Source organism: Rhodanobacter hydrolyticus, assembly GCF_044904645.1.
Window position 1 is genome coordinate 2053192 of the sequence record NZ_JADIKK010000008.1, and the last position, 19559, is coordinate 2072750.

The following is a 19559-nucleotide window of genomic DNA, read 5'->3' on the forward strand; positions in this document are numbered from 1 at the left end:
GACGGCGCGCAAAAGCGTGCGCCTCGAGGAGCTGTCGGCTGCCGACTGGGCAACTTGATGGGGCATGGCTGATCTGTTCGCAAAAATGCGAACCAGATCACACTATTGAAAACGGGAGCTCCACAACCGAGCACAGGGTTTCTCGACACATCGCGGACAAACTTGAGGCAGTACATGAAGTCCGCTGTCGCCGCAGGCCTCGGCCTGCCGCCTCAACGCGAGCTGATGTACTTCTCGCGGCGAATTTGCGGCACCGGCAGGCCGAACTCCTTGAGCGCATTGAAGGCGGCATCGACCATGTTGGGATTGCCGCAGAGATAGGCGATGTCGCGCTCGGCGCCCGGCGCCAGTTCGGCCAGCACGCCCTGCACGTGGCCGCTGCGATCAGACGTGCGCGGCACGGCGCGCGGTTGGCGGCTGAGGCAGCCGTGGAAGGTGAAGCCGGGGTGGCTCTGCGCGAAGGCTTCGAACTCCTCGCCGTAGAGCAACTCGGTTTCGTTGCGCGCACCGTAGAGCAGCACCACTTCGCGCCCCCCCTGCGCCAGCAGCTTTTCGATCTGCGGCAACATGGCGCGATACGGCGTGACGCCGGTACCGGTGGCGATCAGCAGGTAGCGCGGATGCACGTCGCCCGGCTGCAGGCAGAAGCGGCCGTAGGGCCCGCTGGCGTCGATGACGCCGCCGATCGGCAGTTCGCCCAGGAGCCTGGTCGCTGCACCGCCGTCCACATAGCTCACCGCGATCTCGATGCGTTGCGTCGGCGAGCTGCCGTCGCCCACGGTGGCCACAGAGTAGCTGCGCTTGGTGGGCGTGCCGTCGTCGTAGTGGAAATGGATTTGCAGGAACTGCCCCGGCACGAAGGCCAGCGGCTGGCCATCGACGCGCTCGAACACGAGGTGGCGCACGGTGGGAGCCAGCATGCGGCTGTCGACGAGGCGTAGCGGGAAATGGTCTGCCATGGATAGTGTTCCGGAAACGGTGCGTGCGCCGGACGGCGCAAAACGGCCCGCTATAATAGAAGGCTCGCCCATTCCGGTGCAGCCAACCCATGAGTTCCGTCCCCGCGCTCGTCGTCGACAATCTGCGCAAGACCTACGGCAACGGCGTCGAGGCCCTCAAGGGCATCAGCCTGACCGTGCAACCCGGCGACTTCTTCGCCCTGCTCGGCCCCAACGGCGCCGGCAAATCCACCCTGATCGGCATCCTCTCTTCGCTGGTGAATTCCAGCGGCGGCGATGCGCAGGTATTCGGCGTCTCGGTGAACCGGCAGCGCAACGAGGCGATGAAGCTGATCGGGCTGGTACCGCAGGAAATCAACTTCAACCAGTTCGAGAAGCCTTTCGACATCTGTGTCAACGAGGCGGGCTTTTACGGCATCCCACGCAAGATCGCCGCCGAGCGTGCAGAGAAGTACCTGAAGGAGTTGCGTCTGTGGGACAAGGCGCAGATGCAGGCGCGCACCCTGTCCGGCGGCATGAAGCGGCGCCTGATGATCGCCCGCGCGATGATGAACGAGCCAAGGCTGCTGATCCTCGATGAACCCACCGCGGGCGTGGACATCGAGATCCGCCGCTCGATGTGGCAATTCGTCAGCGGCATCAACGCGGCCGGCACCACGGTGATCCTCACCACGCACTACCTGGAGGAAGCCGAGCAGCTGTGCCGCAACATCGCGATCATCGACCACGGCACCATCGTGGAGAACACCACGATGAAGCAGTTGCTCTCCACGCTCGACGTGGAGACCTTCGTGTTCGACGTGGCCGGCATCCCGGACGAACTGCCCGCATTGCCCGGCGTCGCGCTGCGCCGCGTGGACGAACATACGCTGGAGGCGGAAATGGCGCGCACCCACGACCTCAATTCGCTGTTCTCCGCGTTCACCGCGCACGGCATCACGGTGACCTCGATGCGCAACAAGACCAACCGGCTGGAGGAACTGTTCGTGCGACTGGTGGAGCATGGCCGCAACGGACAGGAGCAAGCCGCATGAGCAACGCAGCAGCCAACCTGGTCGCCCTGAACACCGTGGTGCGCCGCGAGATCGTGCGCATCCTGCGCATCTGGACGCAGACGCTGATCCCGCCGGTGATCACCGTAACGCTGTATTACGTGATCTTCGGCAAGCTGGTCGGCAGCCGCATCGGCAACATCGACGGCGGCTTCACCTACATGCAGTACATCGTGCCGGGCCTGGTGATGATGAACATCATCACCAGCAGCTACGCCAACATCTCCAGCTCGTTCTTCGGTGCCAAGTTCCAGCGTTCGGTGGAAGAGATGCTGGTGTCGCCGATGCCGCCATGGATCATGCTGCTCGGCTACGTGCTTGGCGCAATGGCGCGCGGCCTGATCGTCGGCGTGCTGGTGCTGCTGGTCGCCCTGCTCTTCACCCACCTGCACATGATCCATCCGCTGGTGGTGGCGGCGTCCGTAGTGCTGGGCTCGGCGATCTTTTCGCTGGCCGGCTTCGTCAACGCCATCTACGCGCGCAAATTCGACGACGTGGCGCTGGTGCCGACCTTCGTGCTGACGCCGCTCACCTACCTCGGCGGCGTGTTCTACTCGGTGAAGATGCTGTCCGAACCGTGGCAGTCGATCTCGCGCGCGAATCCGATCCTGTACATGGTCAACGCCTTCCGCTACGGCGTACTCGGCATCAGCGACGTGCAGGTGGGCGTGGCGTTCGCGGTGATGCTGGGCTTCGTAGCGGCACTCTCCGCATTTGCGCTGTACCTGCTGAAGCGGGGCGTGGGCTTGCGCTCGTAATGCTCTTGATCGTCATTGCCGCGAATGCGGGGATCCGGCGCCTTTCCACGCATCAAGGCACTGGATTCCGGCTTTCGCCGGAATGACGGCATTGAAGGTCTCGGAAATACTCCACCCCATGCGCGTCAACAAATACATCAGCGAAGCAGGCCTGTGCTCCCGCCGCGAGGCGGACGAATGGCTGGTGGCGGGTCGCGTCACCATCAACGGCGAGGTGGTCGGCACCGGCGCCAAGGCGCTGGAAGGCGACGAGGTACGGGTGGACGGCGAGCTCGTCAAGGCGCGCATCCTCGCCGCCACGCCAGCCGCCAAGAAAGCCGCCTACATCGCGCTGAACAAACCGGCGGGCATCACCTGCACCACCGACGCCACGGTGAAGGACAACATTGTCGACTTCGTCGACCACCGGCAGCGCATCTTCCCGATCGGACGCCTGGACAAGGATTCGGAAGGACTGATCCTGCTCACCAGCAACGGCGACATCGTCAACGAGATCCTGCGCGCGGAAAACAACCACGAGAAGGAATACCTGGTGGCGGTGAACAAGCCGGTCACCGAGGAATTCCTCGCCGGCATGGCGCGCGGCGTGCGCGTGCACGGCCAGATGACCAAGCCCTGCCGCACGCGCAAGATCGCCAAGTTCGGCTTCGCGATCGTACTCACGCAAGGCCTGAACCGGCAGATCCGCCTGATGGCGGCGGCGTTCGGCTACCGCGTGACCCAGCTGCGCCGTGTGCGCATCGTCAACGTGAAGCTCGGCCACCTGAAGCCCGGCCAGTGGCGCAACCTCACCGATGCGGAACTGCAGGGCCTGCTGCCCGGCCGCACGCAATGGTGAACCGCGAGCCCAGGCACGTATTAAGAGCCCACTCTAGGTGCGGCTGCCTTTTGCCCTGATCGAAGCAAGCGCAAGGCAATCGCACACAGGGTGCGCTCCTACAACGCGGGTATCAGGCCGCCGGCAGGTCTTCCAGGTTCCAGCGTGGACGTACCTCGACCGCCTCGCCCTGATGCTGGCCGCTGGCGAGGCGGATCGCGCCGGCCAGCGCGATCATCGCGCCGTTGTCGGTGCAGAACGCCAGACGCGGGAAATAGGTGCGGAACCCGTCCTTTTCGCCCGCCGCCGCCAGCTCGGCGCGCAGGCGGCGGTTCGCGCCCACGCCGCCGGCGATCACCAGCCGCTGCGCACCGGCAGCCTCCAGCGCACGGCGGCACTTGATGACCAGAGTATCGACGATGGCCTCCTCGAACGCGCGGGCGATGTCGGCGCGGGTCTGCTCGCCTTGGTCGGACTGCTGCCAGGCCAGCAGCACCTGCGTCTTGAGCCCGGAAAAGCTGAAATCCAGCCCCGGCCGGTCAGTCATCGGCCGCGAAAAGCGGAAGGCGCCGGGCCTGCCCTGCTCGGCCAGCCTGGCCAACGCCGGGCCTCCGGGATACGGTAGGCCCATCATCTTGGCGGTCTTGTCGAAGGCCTCGCCGGCGGCGTCGTCCAGCGTGTCGCCGAGTATGGTGTATTCGCCGATGGCCTTCACCTGGACCAGCAGAGAGTGGCCGCCGGAAACCAGCAGGGCGACGAAGGGCGGCTGCGGCGGTTCTTCTTCCAGCAGCGGCGCCAGCAGGTGACCTTCCATGTGGTGCACGCCGATCGCCGGCACGCCCAGCGCCCAGGCCAGCGCACGCCCGGCCGCCGCCCCTACCAGCAGGGCGCCGACCAGGCCGGGGCCGGCGGTATAGGCCACGCCGCCCAGGTCGGCCGGCGTCATCCCGGCCTCGGCCAGCGCTTCGCGCACCAGCGGCAGCAATTTGCGCACATGGTCGCGGCTGGCCAGCTCCGGCACCACGCCACCATAGTCGGCGTGCAGCTTGATCTGACTGTACAGGGCGTGGGCCAGCAGGCCGCCGCCCGGGGCGGCCGGTTCCCAGCGCAGGATCGCCACGCCGGTTTCGTCGCAGGAAGTCTCGATGCCCAGCACCGGCTTGCCCGCCACGGGCAGGCGGGTTGCGGCTTCGGGCTGGGGCTTTGAAAATCTCTCGTCGGTCACGGTATACTTCGCGGCTCGCTGTATTCACAGTCCCGGAATCGGGACAGATTAACACCCGGAGTATCCATGCCCAACGTCAAAGTCCGCGAGAACGAGCCGTTCGAGGTCGCGCTGCGTCGTTTCAAGCGTACCTGCGAAAAGGCCGGCGTCCTGGCCGAAACCCGCAAGCGCGAGTTCTACGAAAAGCCGACCCAGGAGCGCAAGCGCAAGCGTGCTGCCGCGGTGAAGCGCCACCTGCGCCGTCTGTCGCGCGACGTTTCGCGCAAGACCCGGCTGTACTGAGTTCGCCGCGGCGCCTCCGCGCCGCATAGGCAGGACACGTGGCTGGCGCGATCCCTCGCTGCCGCCGCACGCATCCGGATTCGACTGACCGGCGTTGCCGCAAGGCAACGCCGGTCTTGTCGTTTCCGTAGAATCGCCAATCCACCCATCGGGACGCCCGCCATGACGCTCAAGCAGCAACTCACCGACGACATGAAGGCCGCCATGCGCGGCGGCGACAAGCATCGCCTCGGCGTGATCCGGCTGATCCTCGCGGCGGTCAAGCAGCGCGAGGTGGACGAGCGCATCGAGCTGGACGACGCCCAGATCCTGGCCGTGCTGGAGAAGATGCTCAAGCAGCGCAAGGACTCGGTGAGCCAATACGTTGCCGGCAACCGCGAGGACCTCGCCGAGGTCGAACGCGCCGAGATGACGGTGATCGAAGCCTACCTGCCTGCCCAGCTCGACGACGCCGAACTGGACGCGCTGATCGCCGAAGCCATTGCCGCCACCGGCGCCAGCTCGCCGCGTGACATGGGCAAGGTGGTCGCCGCCGTGAAGGAAAAGGCCGCCGGCCGGGCCGACATGGGCAAGGTTTCTGCACGGATCAAGGCGAAACTGGCTGCCTGAAACCGCTAGCCAGGGCAACCGCAGCCATGGCTGCTGCAGCCTGCCGATGGCGGCGACGGGCCGTTATCCACATGCATCGCATTCACGAATGCATTGCTACAAGCGAAAGGGTCGGGCCACGCCCGGCACCCATTCGCGCGGCCCATGGCCGCAGGAGGAACGCATGCTCAAGTGGGCCATCATCTTCGCCATCATTTCACTGGTCACCGGCCTGCTCGGCTTCCGCGGCATTTCCGGCGCGGCCGCCGCCATCGCCAAATTCCTGTTCGCGATCTTCCTGATCCTGTTCCTGATCGCCGTCTTGGCCGTGATCGGGGTGTTCCATATCCTGTAGCGTCTGGAAACGCCGTCGCTCTCACGCGCGCCATCAAGCAGCTCGCGCGAACCCGCCCGGCCCGTTCGCCCCTTCTCCCCTTTGGGGAGAAGGTTGGAATGAGGGGTGAGTGCCCGCGACATCCCCCGATCGAAGCACGCCCTGATGAAAGGGCATCGCAGGATTGGCCCCTCGCCCCAATCCTCTCCCCGCAGGGGAGAGGGAGAAGAACCTAGCCCACCACGCACTCCATCCGCCGATGCGCAGGCACCACTCCCTGCGCATTGGCCAGCGCGGATGCCCGCTCGTCGGTCACCTCGAACCCCAACCGCTCATACAGCGCCTGCGCACGCGGGTTGCTCGCTGCCACATCCAGCACCATGCGGCTGCGGCCACTTTGCACGCCTCGCCGGATCAGCTCTCCGATCAGCGCCCGGCCTATGCCTTGCCCACGCAACACGGGGGATACGCCGAGGTGCGCGAGGTAATGCATGCCGCGCGAAGGCGGCGGGATCACCCTCTCCACCTTGAGGCCTCGTGCGATCACGCCCGGCGCGTGACGCAGGCCGTAGTGCGCGAGGATCTGCCGTGCCGCCGCCAACGTGAACGTCAGCGCCGTCTCGCCACCGAAGCCCGCGCCGACCGCCACCACCACGCCTTCCAGCTCGCCCACGATATGGTTGCGCCAGCCGAATTCGCCCGCGCCGTCGACAAATGCCCGATGCAGGAAGGCCAGCGCCGTGCTCCGCCCGGGCACCGCGAACACGTAGTCGAACGCGGCGGGACCTGAACTGTGGATCAGCGGTACAGCGGCGGCCGCATCCTGGAACTTGGCTGCACGGAAGCGCACCGCTGGAATGTCCACCATCGCTCGCCTCTCCCAACCGAAGCCCTCTGCATGCTAACCAGCGATGCCGGCATTTCCGCGCTTCCTCGTGCAGATTGGCCGGCTCGCCACCCATGCGTGGCCGCTTCGCCCCCATGGCCTAAACTACCCAGCCTATGCGCGGCCTGATCCCCGATAGCTTCATCGACGAACTGCTTGCCCGCGTCGACATCGTCGACGTGATCGAGCGGCGCGTGCCGTTGAAGAAGGCCGGACGCGAGTGGACGGCGTGCTGCCCGTTCCACGACGAGCGCACGCCTTCGTTCTACGTCAGCCCTGCCAAGCAGTTCTTCCACTGCTTCGGCTGTGGCGCACACGGCAGTGCAATCAAGTTCTTGATGGACTACGAGCGGCTAGAGTTCCCCGACGCGGTGGAGGAACTGGCGCAGTCGGTGGGCCTCACCGTGCCGCGCGAAGGCGGCCGCGACGATCGCCCGCGCGAGGACAAGACCGACCTCTACACCCTGCTCGATTCCTGCGCGGGCTGGTACCAGGGGCAGTTGCCGAAGAGCGCCGAAGCACAGGCGTATTGCAGGAAGCGCGGACTGGACCCGAAAACCATCGCGGACTTTCGCCTCGGCTGGGCGCCATCCGGTTACGACGGCGTGATCAAGGCCTTGGGCAACAGCCCGCGACGCATGGAGCTGCTCACCGAAGCCGGCATGGTTTCCAGCGGCGAACGCGGCAGCAAGTACGACCGCTTCCGCGAGCGGCTGATGTTCCCCATCCTCGACCGCCGCGGCCGTGTCATAGCGTTCGGAGGAAGGATCATTCAAAAGTCCGGCGATGGATCGCCGACTCCTGATGCTGGCGCGCAGGACGCGCGCAAAAGTGATGGCCCCAAATACCTCAATTCGCCCGAGACACCGCTGTTCCACAAGGGCCGCGAACTGTTCGCACTGTGGCAGGTGAAGCAGGCCAACGCGAACCTGCAGCGCATCGTGGTGGTGGAGGGCTACATGGACGTGATCGCGCTGCACCAGGCCGGCCTGCCGATCGCGGTGGCTACGCTGGGCACCGCCACCACGCCCGAGCACACCGAGCTGCTGTTCCGCGCCGCGCCCGACGTGGTGTTCTGCTTCGACGGCGATCGCGCCGGCCGTGCCGCCGCCTGGAAGGCGCTGGATGCGGCGCTGCCGCGACTGCGCGACGGGCGCCAGGCGTACTTCCTGTTCCTGCCCGAAGGCGAAGACCCGGACACGCTGGTGCGTAAGGAGGGCAAGGACGGCTTCGAGCAACGCCTGAAAAATGCGACACCGCTCTCCGACTATTTCTTCGACGAGCTGGCACGCGACGTGGACATGGCCAGCCTCGATGGCCGTGCGCGCCTCGCCGAGCGTGCGCGGCCGTTGATCGCGCGCCTGCCCGACGGCGCGTTCCGCGACCTGATGGCGCAGGAACTGGAACGGCGCAGCGGTGCGAGCGCACGTCTCGCAGCCAGTCCTCCCGCGCAGGCGCAACGCCCTGCGGCCACCGCGCAACGTTCGCTGGTGCGCAGTGCCATCGCCTTGCTGCTGGCCCAGCCCGGCATGGCGGACCAGGTGGAGAAGCCTTACCGCTTCCTGCGGCTGGACAAGCCTGGCGTACCCCTGCTCGCCGAACTGCTCGATCTCGCGCGCAGCCGCCCCGGCATCAACCCGGCGATGCTGGTGGAGCACTTCGCCGAGCGCGCGGAATACCCTGCGCTGCAGAAACTGATGGCCGCCGCCGTGGTGGGCGAGCCGGAAGCGCAGCGCACCGAATTCATGGAAGCATTGCTGCGCATGGACGAACAGGCCGTCGCGCTGCGTCGCGAAACGCTGCACGCGAAAATGCGCAACGGCCCGCTGGACGATGCCGAGAAGGCCGAGTTGCGCGAGCTGCTGGCAGCGCGCGTGCGGCCCGCTGCGGTGCCGGAATGAGTGCGCGTGCCGGTCGGACGCCGCATTGCGGAAAGCTTGTCGCACATGTGTGTGGGATCATGCCGCGACGCATGCTGCACGCCCCGCAGGGACGCTGATGGATCTGCTTGAACGACTGATCACGATCTTCGCCGAGAACGGCTACGTCGCGGTGTGGATCGCGCTGACGATCTGCGGCCTGGGCCTGCCGTTGCCGGAAGACGTCACCCTGGTCGCCGGCGGCGTGATCGCCGGGCTCGGCTACGCCAACGTGCACGTGATGTTCGCGCTGTGCATGGTCGGCGTGCTGCTGGGCGACGCCACCGTGTTCCTGCTCGGCCACCATTACGGCGCGCGCATGCTGAAATGGCGATGGGTGGCGCGCGTGCTGCCCCCGGAGCGCTACGAGGTGGTGCAGCACAAGTTCGCGCGCTACGGCAATCGCGTGCTGTTCGTCGCCCGCTTCCTGCCGGGCATGCGCACCACCATCTACGCCACGGCCGGCGCCACGCGGCAGGTGTCGTTGCTGCGCTTCCTGCTGATCGACGCCGTCGCCGCACTGATCAGCGTGCCGGTATGGGTATACCTGGGCTATTTCGGCGCGGACAACCACGTGTGGCTGATGACGTGGATGCAGCGCGGCCAGAACAGCATGTGGCTGCTGGCCGGCCTGGCGCTGCTGTTCGCGCTATGGCTGTGGTGGCGGCACCGCCGCCAGCGCATCACCCAGGACGATTGAGTCCCGTCCGGGGCACCCCGCACCCGATCATGCGGACCACGGCCGTCGGCGCCGCCGCGCGACCGCCGATGACTTCCCGCACTGGCGCCGCTGGCGCCGCCGCACTGAACTGTCAGCTCCCCCACGCAGGAGTACTGACCGTGTCCAGAAGGATTCTGTTTGCCCTCGCCGCACTCGCCGCGATGCCGCTAACGACGTCACTCTGCGCCGCCGACGCCACCACGCAATTCGCCGCCGTCGTACCCTTCCATGACTGCAACGGCATGATCTGCTTCCAGGCCGGCATCGACGGCGGGCCGCCGCGCACGCTGGCGCTGGATACCGGCGACACCGCCTCGATCATGCTGACCAGCGCCGCCAAGTCGATGGGATGGCAATCCACGCCGGTGCTGCGTGACGGCAAGCCGCTGCCGGGCTTCCAGGACGGCGGGCAGCATGTGCTCACGCTGGGCAAGACGCCGCTCGAAGTGGAGTTTGCCGTGACCGGCCCCGCGAGTTTCGGCCCCGCTCACCTGCCGGCCGAAGGCACGCTGGCCTACACCGCGTTCAAGGATCGCGTCCTGCAGATCGACTATCCGCATCATCTGCTGCGGATTTCCGCGCCCGTCGCCTCCGGCACTGTAGCCGCGCACAGCGCCGGGACCCTGCAACTGATCCACTTTGGCCACTACGGGCCGCCCATCGTGGTCGGCGCACCCTTCACCGTCGACGGCCACCCGGTGCATGCCCAGATCGACACCATGTATACCGGCACCATGGTGGTCTACGACGCCGCGCTCGCCGGGCTCGATCTGCACAAACAGGGCACGCCCAAGCTGTTCGAGTTCACCGACGGCGGGGTGGAGATGCTGAGTTCGACGGCCCACAACCTGGGTTTCGCCGACCGTCGCCTGCTTGGGGCGAATCCCACGGTCTACTTCGTCGGCTCGGGCAAGAACCCGGTGCACCAGCCGGATGGCCTGTTCGAGGCCACCGTGGGCAACCCGCTCTTTGCGCACAGCGTGGTGACGATGGACTTCCACGCGATGACGCTGGACGTACGCCCCGCCGGCTGAACCCTCAGCCCGATGCGGTACCCGCCTGCGCGGCATCGCGCAGGCGGCCTTGCAGCAGGCCGGCACGCTCCAGCACCGGATAGGCCAGTGCCGCCAGGTGCGAGTGGATGCGCTTGAGGTCGCGCAGGATGCGCAGATAGACATCGCCTGCACCGCCGTCGTCGCGGCGCTCGCGCAGGGCACGGATGTGCCGCTCGGAGATCTCGTTCTCCAGTCGCCACAGCACCTCCTTGCGCGCCACCAGCTGCTGCGCCGCGCGCACGTCGCTGCGCAGGAACACCGCCCAGGCCAGCTGCAGGCTTTCCATCACCTGCCCGTGCATACGCGCCAGGTCCTGGATGTCGTCGGCACTGAAATCCTGCCCGCGCTCGGCTTTCTTGGCGGCGAACTCCATCAGGTTGTTGGCGGTGATGTCGCCGACGTGCTCGATGTTGATGACGAAGCCGAGGATCTCCTGGCTGCGCTCGCCGTCCTCGTCGTTCAACGCCTCGTTGGCCAGTTCGGCGAGGTATTCGCGGATCGCCACGCCAAGGCGGTCGAGGACGGCGTCCTTGCCGCCGACCGCCGCGGCACGGGCACGGTCGTCCTTGCCGAACACCTCGACCAGGCCCTTGAGCATGTTCTCCACCATGTCGGCCATGCGCATGGCTTCGCGTGCGGCGTTGGCCAGTGCCACGTTGGCGGCGTCCAGCGCACCTTCGTCGAGGTACAGCGGCACGCCGGCGTCCGCCGGCTTTGGCGGTTCGGGCAGCAGGCGTACCAGCAATTGCGCCAGCCGCTCTACCGGCAGGATGAACAGCAGCGCCAGCACAAGGTTGAACGCGGTATGGAAGTTCACCACCATGCGCGCGGGCGAATCGCCCAGGTGCGCCAGCAACGCGGTGATCGGATGCAGCAGCGGCAGGCAGATCACGCAGCCGAATGCACGCACCAGCAGGTTGCCCAGCGGCAGGCGACGCGCGACCGGCGTGCTGGCATCGAGCAAGGCCGGCAACGTACCGCCGAGGTTCGCGCCCAGCACCAGTGCCAGTGCACCCTGCGCATCGACCACGTTGGTAGTGGCCAGGGAAACGATCAGCAACACCACCGCGACGCTGGAATGGCAGGCCCAGGTGAGCAGGGCCGCCACCAGCATCGCCATCACCGGTTCGCTGGCAAGGCTGTGCAGCGCCGTGCGCAGCAGCGCGGTGTCTTCCACCGGCGCCATCGACACCACCAGCATGTGCAGCGCCAGCAGCATCAGGCCCAGGCCGATCGCGCAGCGGCCCAGGTTCTCAAAGCGCGCATCGTCGCTACGCCGGTACACCATGAAACCGAGCAGCACCAGGACTGGCGCGACCAGGGCGACATCGAACGACAATAGCTGCACCACCAGGGTGGTACCCACGTTCGCACCCAGCATCACCACCAGCCCCGGCACCAGGCCGAGGAAACCGTTCGCCGCGAACGAGGTGGCCATCATGCCGGTGGCGGTACTGCTCTGCAGCAGCGCGGTCATGCCCAGGCCAAAGCAGAACGCGGCGGTTCGGTGGCTGAGGTAGCGCCCCAGCCAGCGACGCAGCGCGCTGCCATAGCCGCGCAGCACGCCGCTGGTGACCATGTGCGTGCCCCACAGCAACAGCGCCACGTAGCCTGCGATATCCAGCAGGATCAGGGTTCCTTTCATGATGGACTCCGAATGGGATCGGGCGCGGCTTGCGCCACGCCAAAGCGGAATGAGCCGGCGCCCCTTGTGATGTTCGCGCCGAATGTAGCTTGCAACGGCGGGAGCGCGCGGGAAAGCGCCCGTGGATGCCTTGCCCCGGGGCGCCCCGGGGCAAACGGCGAGGATGTTTCCTGCTCCTCGGCGGAACGGGAGTCAGCTCAAAGCCAACGCTCGAAGCGACGTATGTAGATGACCTTTACCAGCTGTGTCAGCGCGCAGTAAGCGACAACAGTGACAGCCAACCAGCCGAAGTAGTCGTCCGGCAGGTGCACCATGCCGAGCTTGGCACCGATGGCGGTGAACGGAATGACCATGCCGATCGCGATGATCGCGGTGGTCAGGCCCAGCACCGGCGCCGCCGCCACGCTTTGCAGGAACGGAATCTTGCGCGTGCGGATCATGTGCACCACCAGCGTCTGGGTCAGCAGGCTCTCGATGAACCAGCCGGACTGGAACAGGTCCTGATGCGCCGGACCGTTCGCACCGAACACGTACCACAGCAGCGCGAACGTGGTCATGTCGAAGATCGAGCTGGTCGGGCCGATCCAGAACATGAAGCGTCCGATGTCGCTGGCATCCCACTTGCGCGGCTTGCGCAGGTATTCCTCGTCCATGCGGTCGAAGGGGATCGACAGCTGAGAGATGTCGTACAGCAGGTTCAGTACCAGGATCTGCAGCGGCAGCAGCGGCACGAACGGCAGGAACACGCTCGCCACCATCATGCTCAGCACGTTGCCGAAGTTCGAGCTGGCCGTCATCTTGATGTACTTGATGATGTTGCCGAAGGTGACGCGCCCTTCGAGCACACCCTCTTCCAGCACCATCAGGTTTTTTTCCAGCAGGATGATGTCCGCCGATTCCTTGGCGATGTCGGTGGCGGTATCCACCGAGATGCCCACGTCCGCCTCGCGCAGCGCCGGTGCATCGTTGATGCCGTCGCCGAGGAAGCCCACCGTATGGCCCTGGCGCCGCAGCGACGTCACCACGCGCGCCTTCTGCAGCGGCGACATCTTGGCGAACACGGTGGTGCGCCTGACCAGTTCGTCGAGCGCATCGTCGTCCAGCGGCTCGACGTCGCGGCCTTGCGCTGAGTGCGCCACGTCGAGGCCCACCTCGCGGCAGATCTTGCGCGTCACCGCCTCGTTGTCGCCGGTGATCACCTTCACTTCGACGCCGTGGTGATGCAGCGCCGCGATCGCGGTGGCCGCCGTGTCCTTGGGCGGATCGAGGAAGGCCAGGCAGCCCACCGCTGTGAGGCCGGCCTCGTCGGCCACGCCATAGGCACGGTTGTGCGGCTCTTCCTGCTTGATCGCCACCACCAGCACGCGCAGACCGTCCTCGTTGAGGTGGTGCGTCATCGCCTTGATTTCCTGGCGGCGCGCGTCGGTCATCGGGATGATCTGGTCATCGCGACGCTCCGTGGAGCAGATGGAGAGCATTTCCTCCACCGCGCCCTTGCACACCAGCAGGTGTTGGCCGTCGCCGCCGTGGGCCAGTACCACCGACATGCGGCGACGCTGGAAGTCGAACGGGATCTCGTCCACCACGCGGTAGCGCGCGACGATCGGCTCCAGGTCGCGATGCGACAGCACCGCCTTGTCCATCAGGTTCTTCAGGCCGGTCTGGAAGTGGCTGTTGAGGTAGCCGTATTCCAGCGCGTCCTCCGAGTCTTCGCCATCGAGATCGAGGTGGCGCTCCAGGACGATCTTGTCCAGCGTGAGCGTGCCGGTCTTGTCGGTGCACAGCACATCCATCGCACCAAAGTTCTGGATCGCGTTGAGGCGCTTCACCACCACCTTGCGCTTGGACATCGCGATCGCGCCCTTGGCGAGGTTCGCGGTCACGATCAGCGGCAACATCTCCGGCGTCAGGCCCACCGCCACCGACAGGGCGAAGGTCAGCGCATTGAGGAAGCCCTGCTTGTACCACTGGATGCCCAGCACTACCGGCACCATCACCAGCATGAAGCGGATCAGCAGCCAGCTCACGCTGCGCACGCCGAGGTCGAAGCTGGTCTGCACCTGCTGGCCGGTCATGCTGTGCGCGAGCGAGCCGAGGTAGCTGCGCGGACCGGTGGCGACCACCACGGCAGTGGCGGTACCGGACACCACGTTGGTGCCCATGTAGCCGATGGTGGGCAAATCCAGCGGACTGTCTTGTTGCACGCCGCCTACCGCTGTGTGCACTTGCGCCGGCGCGGCCTTTTCCACCGGCAGCGATTCACCGGTGAGGATGGCCTGGCTGATGAACAGGTCCTTCGCGGTCAGCAGGCGCAGGTCCGCAGGCACCATGTCGCCGGCCGCCAGGTGCACGATGTCGCCCACCACCAGTTCGCCCACCGGCACCTCGATCCGCTCGCTGTGTCCGTCCGAGGCGCGGCGCGTGACCGTGGCGGTATTGCGCACCATCGCCTTGAGCTTCTCGGCGGCGCGCGAGGAGCGGTACTCCTGCGTGAAGCTGAGCACCACGCTGATCGCCACCATCATGCCGATGATGATCGGGCCGGAGGGATCGTCCGGCGAGGTGAACAGCTCCACCCCCGCGAGGATCAACAACACCAGAATGAACGGGTTCTTCAAGGTGCGCAGCAGCTGCGCCGACCAGTGCGGCGGCTTCTCGTGCGACACCTCGTTGGCGCCGTCGCGATCCAGCCGCTCGGTGATGTTCTCCTCGTCGAGACCGTGCAGCGAAGTCTCGAGCATGACCAGCAGGCTGTCGTTGTCGCGGAACGCTTCCTGCGCCGCGGGCACATGCGCGGTGGCCGCAGCCTTGACGGTCGAGCGGGAGAAAGACTTGCTCATGGATCGCTACCGTTCTTTTTGGTGTCGCGCGCCGCGGCAGCGTATCGGCACAAGCCGGGCTAGCTGGACGGAACGCCGGATGGATGGCTCGCGGCGACCAGGCAGGTCGCCGGACGCAAACCGCGCACCCGCCGCACTGGCGGAGGCCAGCACCTGCGGGGCACGCGCGCGTGCATCAGTGAGCCAGCTGCAGATGACGCGGTGACGACAACGGCGCGCTGGCACGCGCCTCGGCCTTGCGTTGCGGCTCGGCGGCAGGCGTGGTCAGCGGCGCCGGCACGGTCACCACATAGACACGGCGGCGCGCATCGCGGCGTGCGACGGACAGGCTGCGGCGGGGAGTCCGCAGGCGGAAAAAATCGCGAAGGAGCTTCATGGGCCCATCTCCTCGGTTGCGGCGTGCGACGCCGTCGAGGATGGGCCGGCGTTTCCTAGTCGAGGAAAGGACCGGCCGACCGCTGGCGGCTGCCGCAGGCGTTCAGCTTGTTATGCATTGCCGGCACCCGATGCGAGCGGATGTCGACGTTGCGACTAGGGTAAACGTCCATATGCCTTGGTTAGTCAGGACAGGATGCCGGTGACGATGACACAGTCGCGCGACCCGGCTATTTTGCGGTGCAACGGCGACCGAGTCAACGCATGGAAGATGAATCCGCGGCTGTGGCTCAATCAGAATCCCTTGATGCCATCGGCTTCTGCGCTCAGCGGCAATGATCGGAGCCGGCACATCTGATCTGCCACTCGTGGAGCGCCTCTTCAATGCGCTACACATGCCACGCTTGCGTCCGGCGCGCGCCGGGACGGCGCACATAAAACCTCAGTTCCCAGATACGGCACTGTGGCCGCGACCTCCATCGCATAGGCGGACTTGCCTCCGAACCCAGACGCAAGCTGCTTGCCGTTCCGGTGGATTGAACCAGGCCGCTTCCATGGCGCACTTCTCTCTGCTCCGTGCATCCGGCTTTCCGACCTTCGGGCCGACTTCGCCGTTTGCCACCGCATCTGCAGTGGCGTGGACCAGCTAAGGAGAAGGAACTCGGGTGCCGCGCGCGTCCGAAACCGCTTTGTCCCTTGCGATAACGAAACATCCCTCGCCCGCAGGAGCCGCAGGGCGCGGATGTTCCGCACAGCCTCTCAACCAAGCCGCTGGAACACAAGGCCATGCCGCAACGGCTCAGCCACCCAGTGGTCTATCAGCAGAAAAGCAAACAGCGCCATCAGGTAAATGATGGAGTACTTGAACACCCGCATCGCGAAGAACTCGTCCGGCGGGCTCAGCAGGCGGATCGCGTAGTACAGAAAGCCCACACCCAGCACCACCGCGCCACCAAGATAGAGCCAGCCGCTGTACCCGGTGATCGCCGGCAGCAGGGTCACCAGCACCAGCAGCACGGTGTAGAACAGCACCTGCCAGCGCGTATAGGCCACGCCGTGGGTCACCGGCAACATCGGCACGCCGGCGCGCGCGTAATCCTCGCGGCGGAAGATCGCCAGCGCCCAGAAGTGCGGCGGTGTCCATACGAAGATGATCAGGCACAACTGCAGCGCGAACGGATGCAGCGCACCGGTGACTGCCGTCCAGCCCAGCACCGGCGGGATCGCACCCGCGAGGCCGCCGATCACGATGTTCTGCGGCGTGGCGCGCTTGAGATAGGCCGTATACACCAGCGCGTAGCCGATCAGGCCGCCAAAGGTGAGCCACGCCGTGAGGCCGTTCACCAGCAGCGCCAGCACCAGCATCGAGACGACACCCATCGCGATGGCGAACACCAGCACCTGCCACGGCTTGAGATGGCCGGTGGCCAGCGGCCGTCGTGCGGTGCGCGTCATCAGCTTGTCGATGCGCTGATCGATCAGGTGGTTGAATGCCGCGGCCGAACCGGAAGCCAGCCAGATCCCCAGCGTGCCCCATACCAGCGCGCGCCAGGGCGGAATCCCCGGCACCGCGAGGAACATGCCGATCACCGCACAGAACACCAGCAGCGCGACCACGCGCGGCTTGGTCAGCTGCAGGTATTCGCCCAGCATGCTCATGCCAGCACTCCGCGCAAGTCAGGCTGGCGTTGCGTGCGCGCCAATGCCGCCACCAGGGTGAACAGCAGCAGCGCCGCCATGCCATTGTGCGCGGTCGCCACCGGCAGCGGCAGGCCGAAGTGCACGTTGCTGATGCCCAGCAGAACCTGGCAGACCAGCGCGACGCCCACCGCGATGCCATACCAGCGCAAGCCCCGCCGCGCGAGCCTGTGCGACAGCCAGCCGAGGTAGCAGAACACCACCAACGCACCGATGCGATGAACCATCTGGATCGCGGTGCGCGCGTCCTGGTCGAGAATACCGCCTTCGAAATTCACGCCGATGCCGCGCCAGAGGATGAAGCCCTGATGGTAGTCGCCATGCGGCCACCATTGACCCAGGCACTGCGGGAAAGCCGCGTCGCCGAAACCGCAGGCCAGCGCCGCGTAGTTCGACGACGTCCAGCCACCCAGTGCGATCTGGCAGGCCAGCAGCACGATACCCAAGATCACCAGTCTGCGCAGGCCGGCCAACGCATCATCAGCCGCACCCACCCCGACAAAACGCACCGCTGCATAGCCCAGCAACGCGAACGTGGTCATGCCGCCCAGAAGATGGCCGGTCACCACGACAGGCTTCAGCAACAGGGTCACGGTCCACATCCCCAGCATGGCCTGGAAGATGATGACGGCCAGGGCAAGCACGATGATCTGCTGCGCACCACTGCCGCGCAGACGCCATGCGCCCAGCGTCGGCGACATGATCGCCAGGGCGGACAACGACGCCGATACCGCGTAATCGCCACGCATGTACAGCGTCACGCCTATCGCCGCACATACGGCACCCGCGATCACCTTCACGCGCGTGCTGAGGTCGCGCCAGGAAATGACCAGCGCCAGTCCCAGCACCAGTACGCCCAGCGTGCCGGCCAGCATGCGGTGCACCTGTTCACGCCAGGCCTTGTGCGCCTCGTAGGGGCGGTTCGGGAACGCGGCGTCGGCCTGTGCCACCGCCTGCGCATGCTGCGGCCAGGTCGCCTCGCCGTAGCAGGTGGGCCAATCCGGACAGGACAGGCCGGCATTGGACAGACGCACGAAAGCGCCAAACATCACCAGACCGAACGCGAACACGGCCGCCAGCACCGATAGCCAGCGCAGCATTTTTCCCACTTGCAACGACATCACTTGATGACCTTCTGCATATCCTGGAGCAGCCCGGAGGCGTCGAAGCCGGCAGGATAACTCGCCAGCGCCGTGCCATCGGATTCCACCAGCAGAGCGCCCACGCTGTCCGGCTCGCCCGGACGCCATGGCGCCAGCTTGCCGCCCACGTCCTCGCCGATCTTCCAGTAGTTCGCCATGCCCTCGCGCTGCCGCGCATCGGCAGGCGGCGTCCCCACGTACAACAGGCGCAACCGCGACTGGTTGCGGTTGAGCATCACGCGCGCCTTGGCCATGGCGGTCAGCGCGCCATAGCAGCGCGCGGCGCAATCGGGCCCGGGCAGCGCGACGAGGGTGAGCCTAGGCTCGCTGTCGCGCCATGCCCACGTGTTCCCATCGGCGAGGTGTATGGGCACCTGCTCCTGCGCGAAGTTGCGCTGCGGCCTGACCGGCAGGCCATTGCCCTTTGCGGTTGGTTGCCAACCGGCCAGTGTGAGCACCATCGCCAGCACAAAGGGGGCGGCGAAAATCGAAGCGACCAGCAACAGCTTCAGGCGGCTCTTGCGCAGCGCGACGGGATCGACAGCATTCATCGGAACACGCTCTAAGTCAGGAACGGCGCGAACCGCGCTTGCGGTTCAGCGCCAACAGGATCACCACCACGGCGATGGCGAAGGAAAACCACTGGAACGCATAGGCGCGATGCCGCGCCGGCGGCATGTCGCCGAAATCCAGCGCATGCACGCGCACGTAGATCGAGGACGGATTGGCATCCAGTGCCAGCACGCGCGGGTACAGCTTGTCGCCCAGATCGCCCGCGACCTGGTCAAGATCGAGATAGATCGTCGTCTTCGGCCACTGCGTCTGCCGCGGCAACGCATTGCCGCCCATCTCGATGCCGTGCCCCGGCGGAGGCAGGTACAGGCCGCGCAGGCTTTGCTCGTCTTGCGGCAACGGCGGCAGCTGCGGTGTTGCGGCGGTGCCGTTGCCGGGCAGGAAGCCGAGATCCACCAGTAGCAGGCGATCACCGCCTTGCGGCTGGAACGGCACATAGACCTCGACGCCGCCGAGATCGTCGTGCTTCGGGTTGTCGAGGAGATAGGTGCGATTCGCGAGATAGCGCCCCCGCACCTGCACGCGGGGATAGGCGTCCGGCGGCGGTTGCAGCGCCACCAGATCGAATTCCTGCGGAGCGGCCACGGCAGCCGCGGCATAGCGTCGCAGCAGGTCGTCCTTGAACTCGGCGCGATGCAATTGCCAGAAGCCCAGCCGCACGAAAAGCACCGTCACGGCAACAGTGAGCGC

At 66.3% G+C, this 19559-nt stretch carries 19 protein-coding genes; 9 read left to right on the forward strand and 10 right to left on the reverse strand.

Annotated features, from left to right (window positions below):
• Nucleotides 1-212: 212 nt before the first annotated feature.
• Nucleotides 213-959 (reverse strand): ferredoxin--NADP reductase, encoded by a 747-nt coding sequence (locus ISP25_RS11880; RefSeq protein ID WP_404614103.1) that lies wholly within the window; start codon nt 957-959, stop codon nt 213-215.
• Between the two features lie 89 nt (nt 960-1048).
• On the opposite strand from ISP25_RS11880, the gene ISP25_RS11885 reads away from it, so the two are divergent.
• From ISP25_RS11885 to ISP25_RS11895, 3 genes are all read left to right on the forward strand, one after another.
• Complete coding sequence (locus ISP25_RS11885) at nt 1049-1993, forward strand: ABC transporter ATP-binding protein (protein ID WP_404614105.1); 945 nt, start codon at nt 1049-1051, stop codon at nt 1991-1993.
• Nucleotides 1990-2769 (forward strand): ABC transporter permease, encoded by a 780-nt coding sequence (locus ISP25_RS11890; protein ID WP_192155631.1) that lies wholly within the window; start codon nt 1990-1992, stop codon nt 2767-2769. The genes ISP25_RS11885 and ISP25_RS11890 overlap by 4 nt, the downstream gene beginning before the upstream one ends.
• 118 nt (nt 2770-2887) lie before the next feature.
• On the forward strand, nt 2888-3607 hold the full coding sequence (locus tag ISP25_RS11895; RefSeq protein ID WP_404614107.1) for a pseudouridine synthase: 720 nt from the start codon (nt 2888-2890) through the stop codon (nt 3605-3607).
• Between the two features lie 112 nt (nt 3608-3719).
• On the opposite strand, the gene tsaD is transcribed toward ISP25_RS11895, so the two are convergent.
• Nucleotides 3720-4742, reverse strand: a complete 1023-nt coding sequence (gene tsaD / locus ISP25_RS11900; protein ID WP_404616308.1) for a tRNA (adenosine(37)-N6)-threonylcarbamoyltransferase complex transferase subunit TsaD — start codon at nt 4740-4742, stop codon at nt 3720-3722.
• A 135-nt stretch (nt 4743-4877) separates the two neighbouring features.
• Between tsaD and rpsU the strand changes: the two genes are divergently transcribed.
• The 3 genes from rpsU (at nt 4878) to ISP25_RS11915 (ending at nt 6036) form a co-directional block, all read left to right on the forward strand.
• On the forward strand, nt 4878-5093 hold the full coding sequence (gene rpsU, locus ISP25_RS11905; protein WP_192107573.1) for a 30S ribosomal protein S21: 216 nt from the start codon (nt 4878-4880) through the stop codon (nt 5091-5093).
• Between the two features lie 162 nt (nt 5094-5255).
• Nucleotides 5256-5702: a GatB/YqeY domain-containing protein gene (locus tag ISP25_RS11910; RefSeq protein ID WP_192155635.1), complete on the forward strand. Its 447-nt coding sequence runs from the start codon at nt 5256-5258 to the stop codon at nt 5700-5702.
• A gap of 163 nt (nt 5703-5865) precedes the next feature.
• Nucleotides 5866-6036 (forward strand): DUF1328 domain-containing protein, encoded by a 171-nt coding sequence (locus tag ISP25_RS11915; RefSeq protein WP_404614110.1) that lies wholly within the window; start codon nt 5866-5868, stop codon nt 6034-6036.
• A 211-nt stretch (nt 6037-6247) separates the two neighbouring features.
• Here the strand turns inward: ISP25_RS11915 and ISP25_RS11920 are convergent, their stop codons facing one another.
• Entirely contained in the window at nt 6248-6883 is a 636-nt protein-coding gene (locus tag ISP25_RS11920; RefSeq protein ID WP_404614112.1) for a GNAT family N-acetyltransferase, read from the reverse strand.
• A gap of 134 nt (nt 6884-7017) precedes the next feature.
• On the opposite strand from ISP25_RS11920, the gene dnaG reads away from it, so the two are divergent.
• From dnaG to ISP25_RS11935, 3 genes are all read left to right on the forward strand, one after another.
• Complete coding sequence (gene dnaG, locus ISP25_RS11925; RefSeq protein WP_404614114.1) at nt 7018-8802, forward strand: DNA primase; 1785 nt, start codon at nt 7018-7020, stop codon at nt 8800-8802.
• A gap of 97 nt (nt 8803-8899) precedes the next feature.
• The gene (locus ISP25_RS11930) at nt 8900-9520 is read left to right on the forward strand and encodes a DedA family protein (RefSeq protein ID WP_192155640.1); all 621 of its coding nucleotides are present in this window, start codon (nt 8900-8902) and stop codon (nt 9518-9520) included.
• A gap of 140 nt (nt 9521-9660) precedes the next feature.
• Entirely contained in the window at nt 9661-10575 is a 915-nt protein-coding gene (locus ISP25_RS11935) for a hypothetical protein (protein ID WP_404614116.1), read from the forward strand.
• A 4-nt stretch (nt 10576-10579) separates the two neighbouring features.
• Here the strand turns inward: ISP25_RS11935 and ISP25_RS11940 are convergent, their stop codons facing one another.
• From ISP25_RS11940 to ISP25_RS11970, 7 genes are all read right to left on the reverse strand, one after another.
• Nucleotides 10580-12241 carry a Na/Pi cotransporter family protein gene (locus ISP25_RS11940; RefSeq protein ID WP_404614118.1) on the reverse strand — a complete coding sequence of 554 codons (1662 nt, stop codon included), beginning with the start codon at nt 12239-12241 and terminating at the stop codon, nt 10580-10582.
• 197 nt (nt 12242-12438) lie between these two features.
• Complete coding sequence (gene mgtA / locus ISP25_RS11945) at nt 12439-15081, reverse strand: magnesium-translocating P-type ATPase (protein ID WP_404614120.1); 2643 nt, start codon at nt 15079-15081, stop codon at nt 12439-12441.
• 175 nt (nt 15082-15256) lie between these two features.
• The gene (locus tag ISP25_RS11950; RefSeq protein ID WP_192155646.1) at nt 15257-15457 is read right to left on the reverse strand and encodes a hypothetical protein; all 201 of its coding nucleotides are present in this window, start codon (nt 15455-15457) and stop codon (nt 15257-15259) included.
• Between the two features lie 758 nt (nt 15458-16215).
• Entirely contained in the window at nt 16216-17115 is a 900-nt protein-coding gene (gene cyoE, locus ISP25_RS11955) for a heme o synthase (protein WP_404614122.1), read from the reverse strand.
• The gene (locus tag ISP25_RS11960) at nt 17112-18275 is read right to left on the reverse strand and encodes a COX15/CtaA family protein (RefSeq protein ID WP_404614124.1); all 1164 of its coding nucleotides are present in this window, start codon (nt 18273-18275) and stop codon (nt 17112-17114) included. Before ISP25_RS11960 ends, cyoE begins: the two co-directional genes overlap by 4 nt.
• Complete coding sequence (locus ISP25_RS11965; RefSeq protein WP_404614126.1) at nt 18275-18847, reverse strand: hypothetical protein; 573 nt, start codon at nt 18845-18847, stop codon at nt 18275-18277. Before ISP25_RS11965 ends, ISP25_RS11960 begins: the two co-directional genes overlap by 1 nt.
• 16 nt (nt 18848-18863) lie before the next feature.
• Nucleotides 18864-19544: an SURF1 family protein gene (locus tag ISP25_RS11970; protein WP_404614128.1), complete on the reverse strand. Its 681-nt coding sequence runs from the start codon at nt 19542-19544 to the stop codon at nt 18864-18866.
• Nucleotides 19545-19559: the final 15 nt, after the last annotated feature.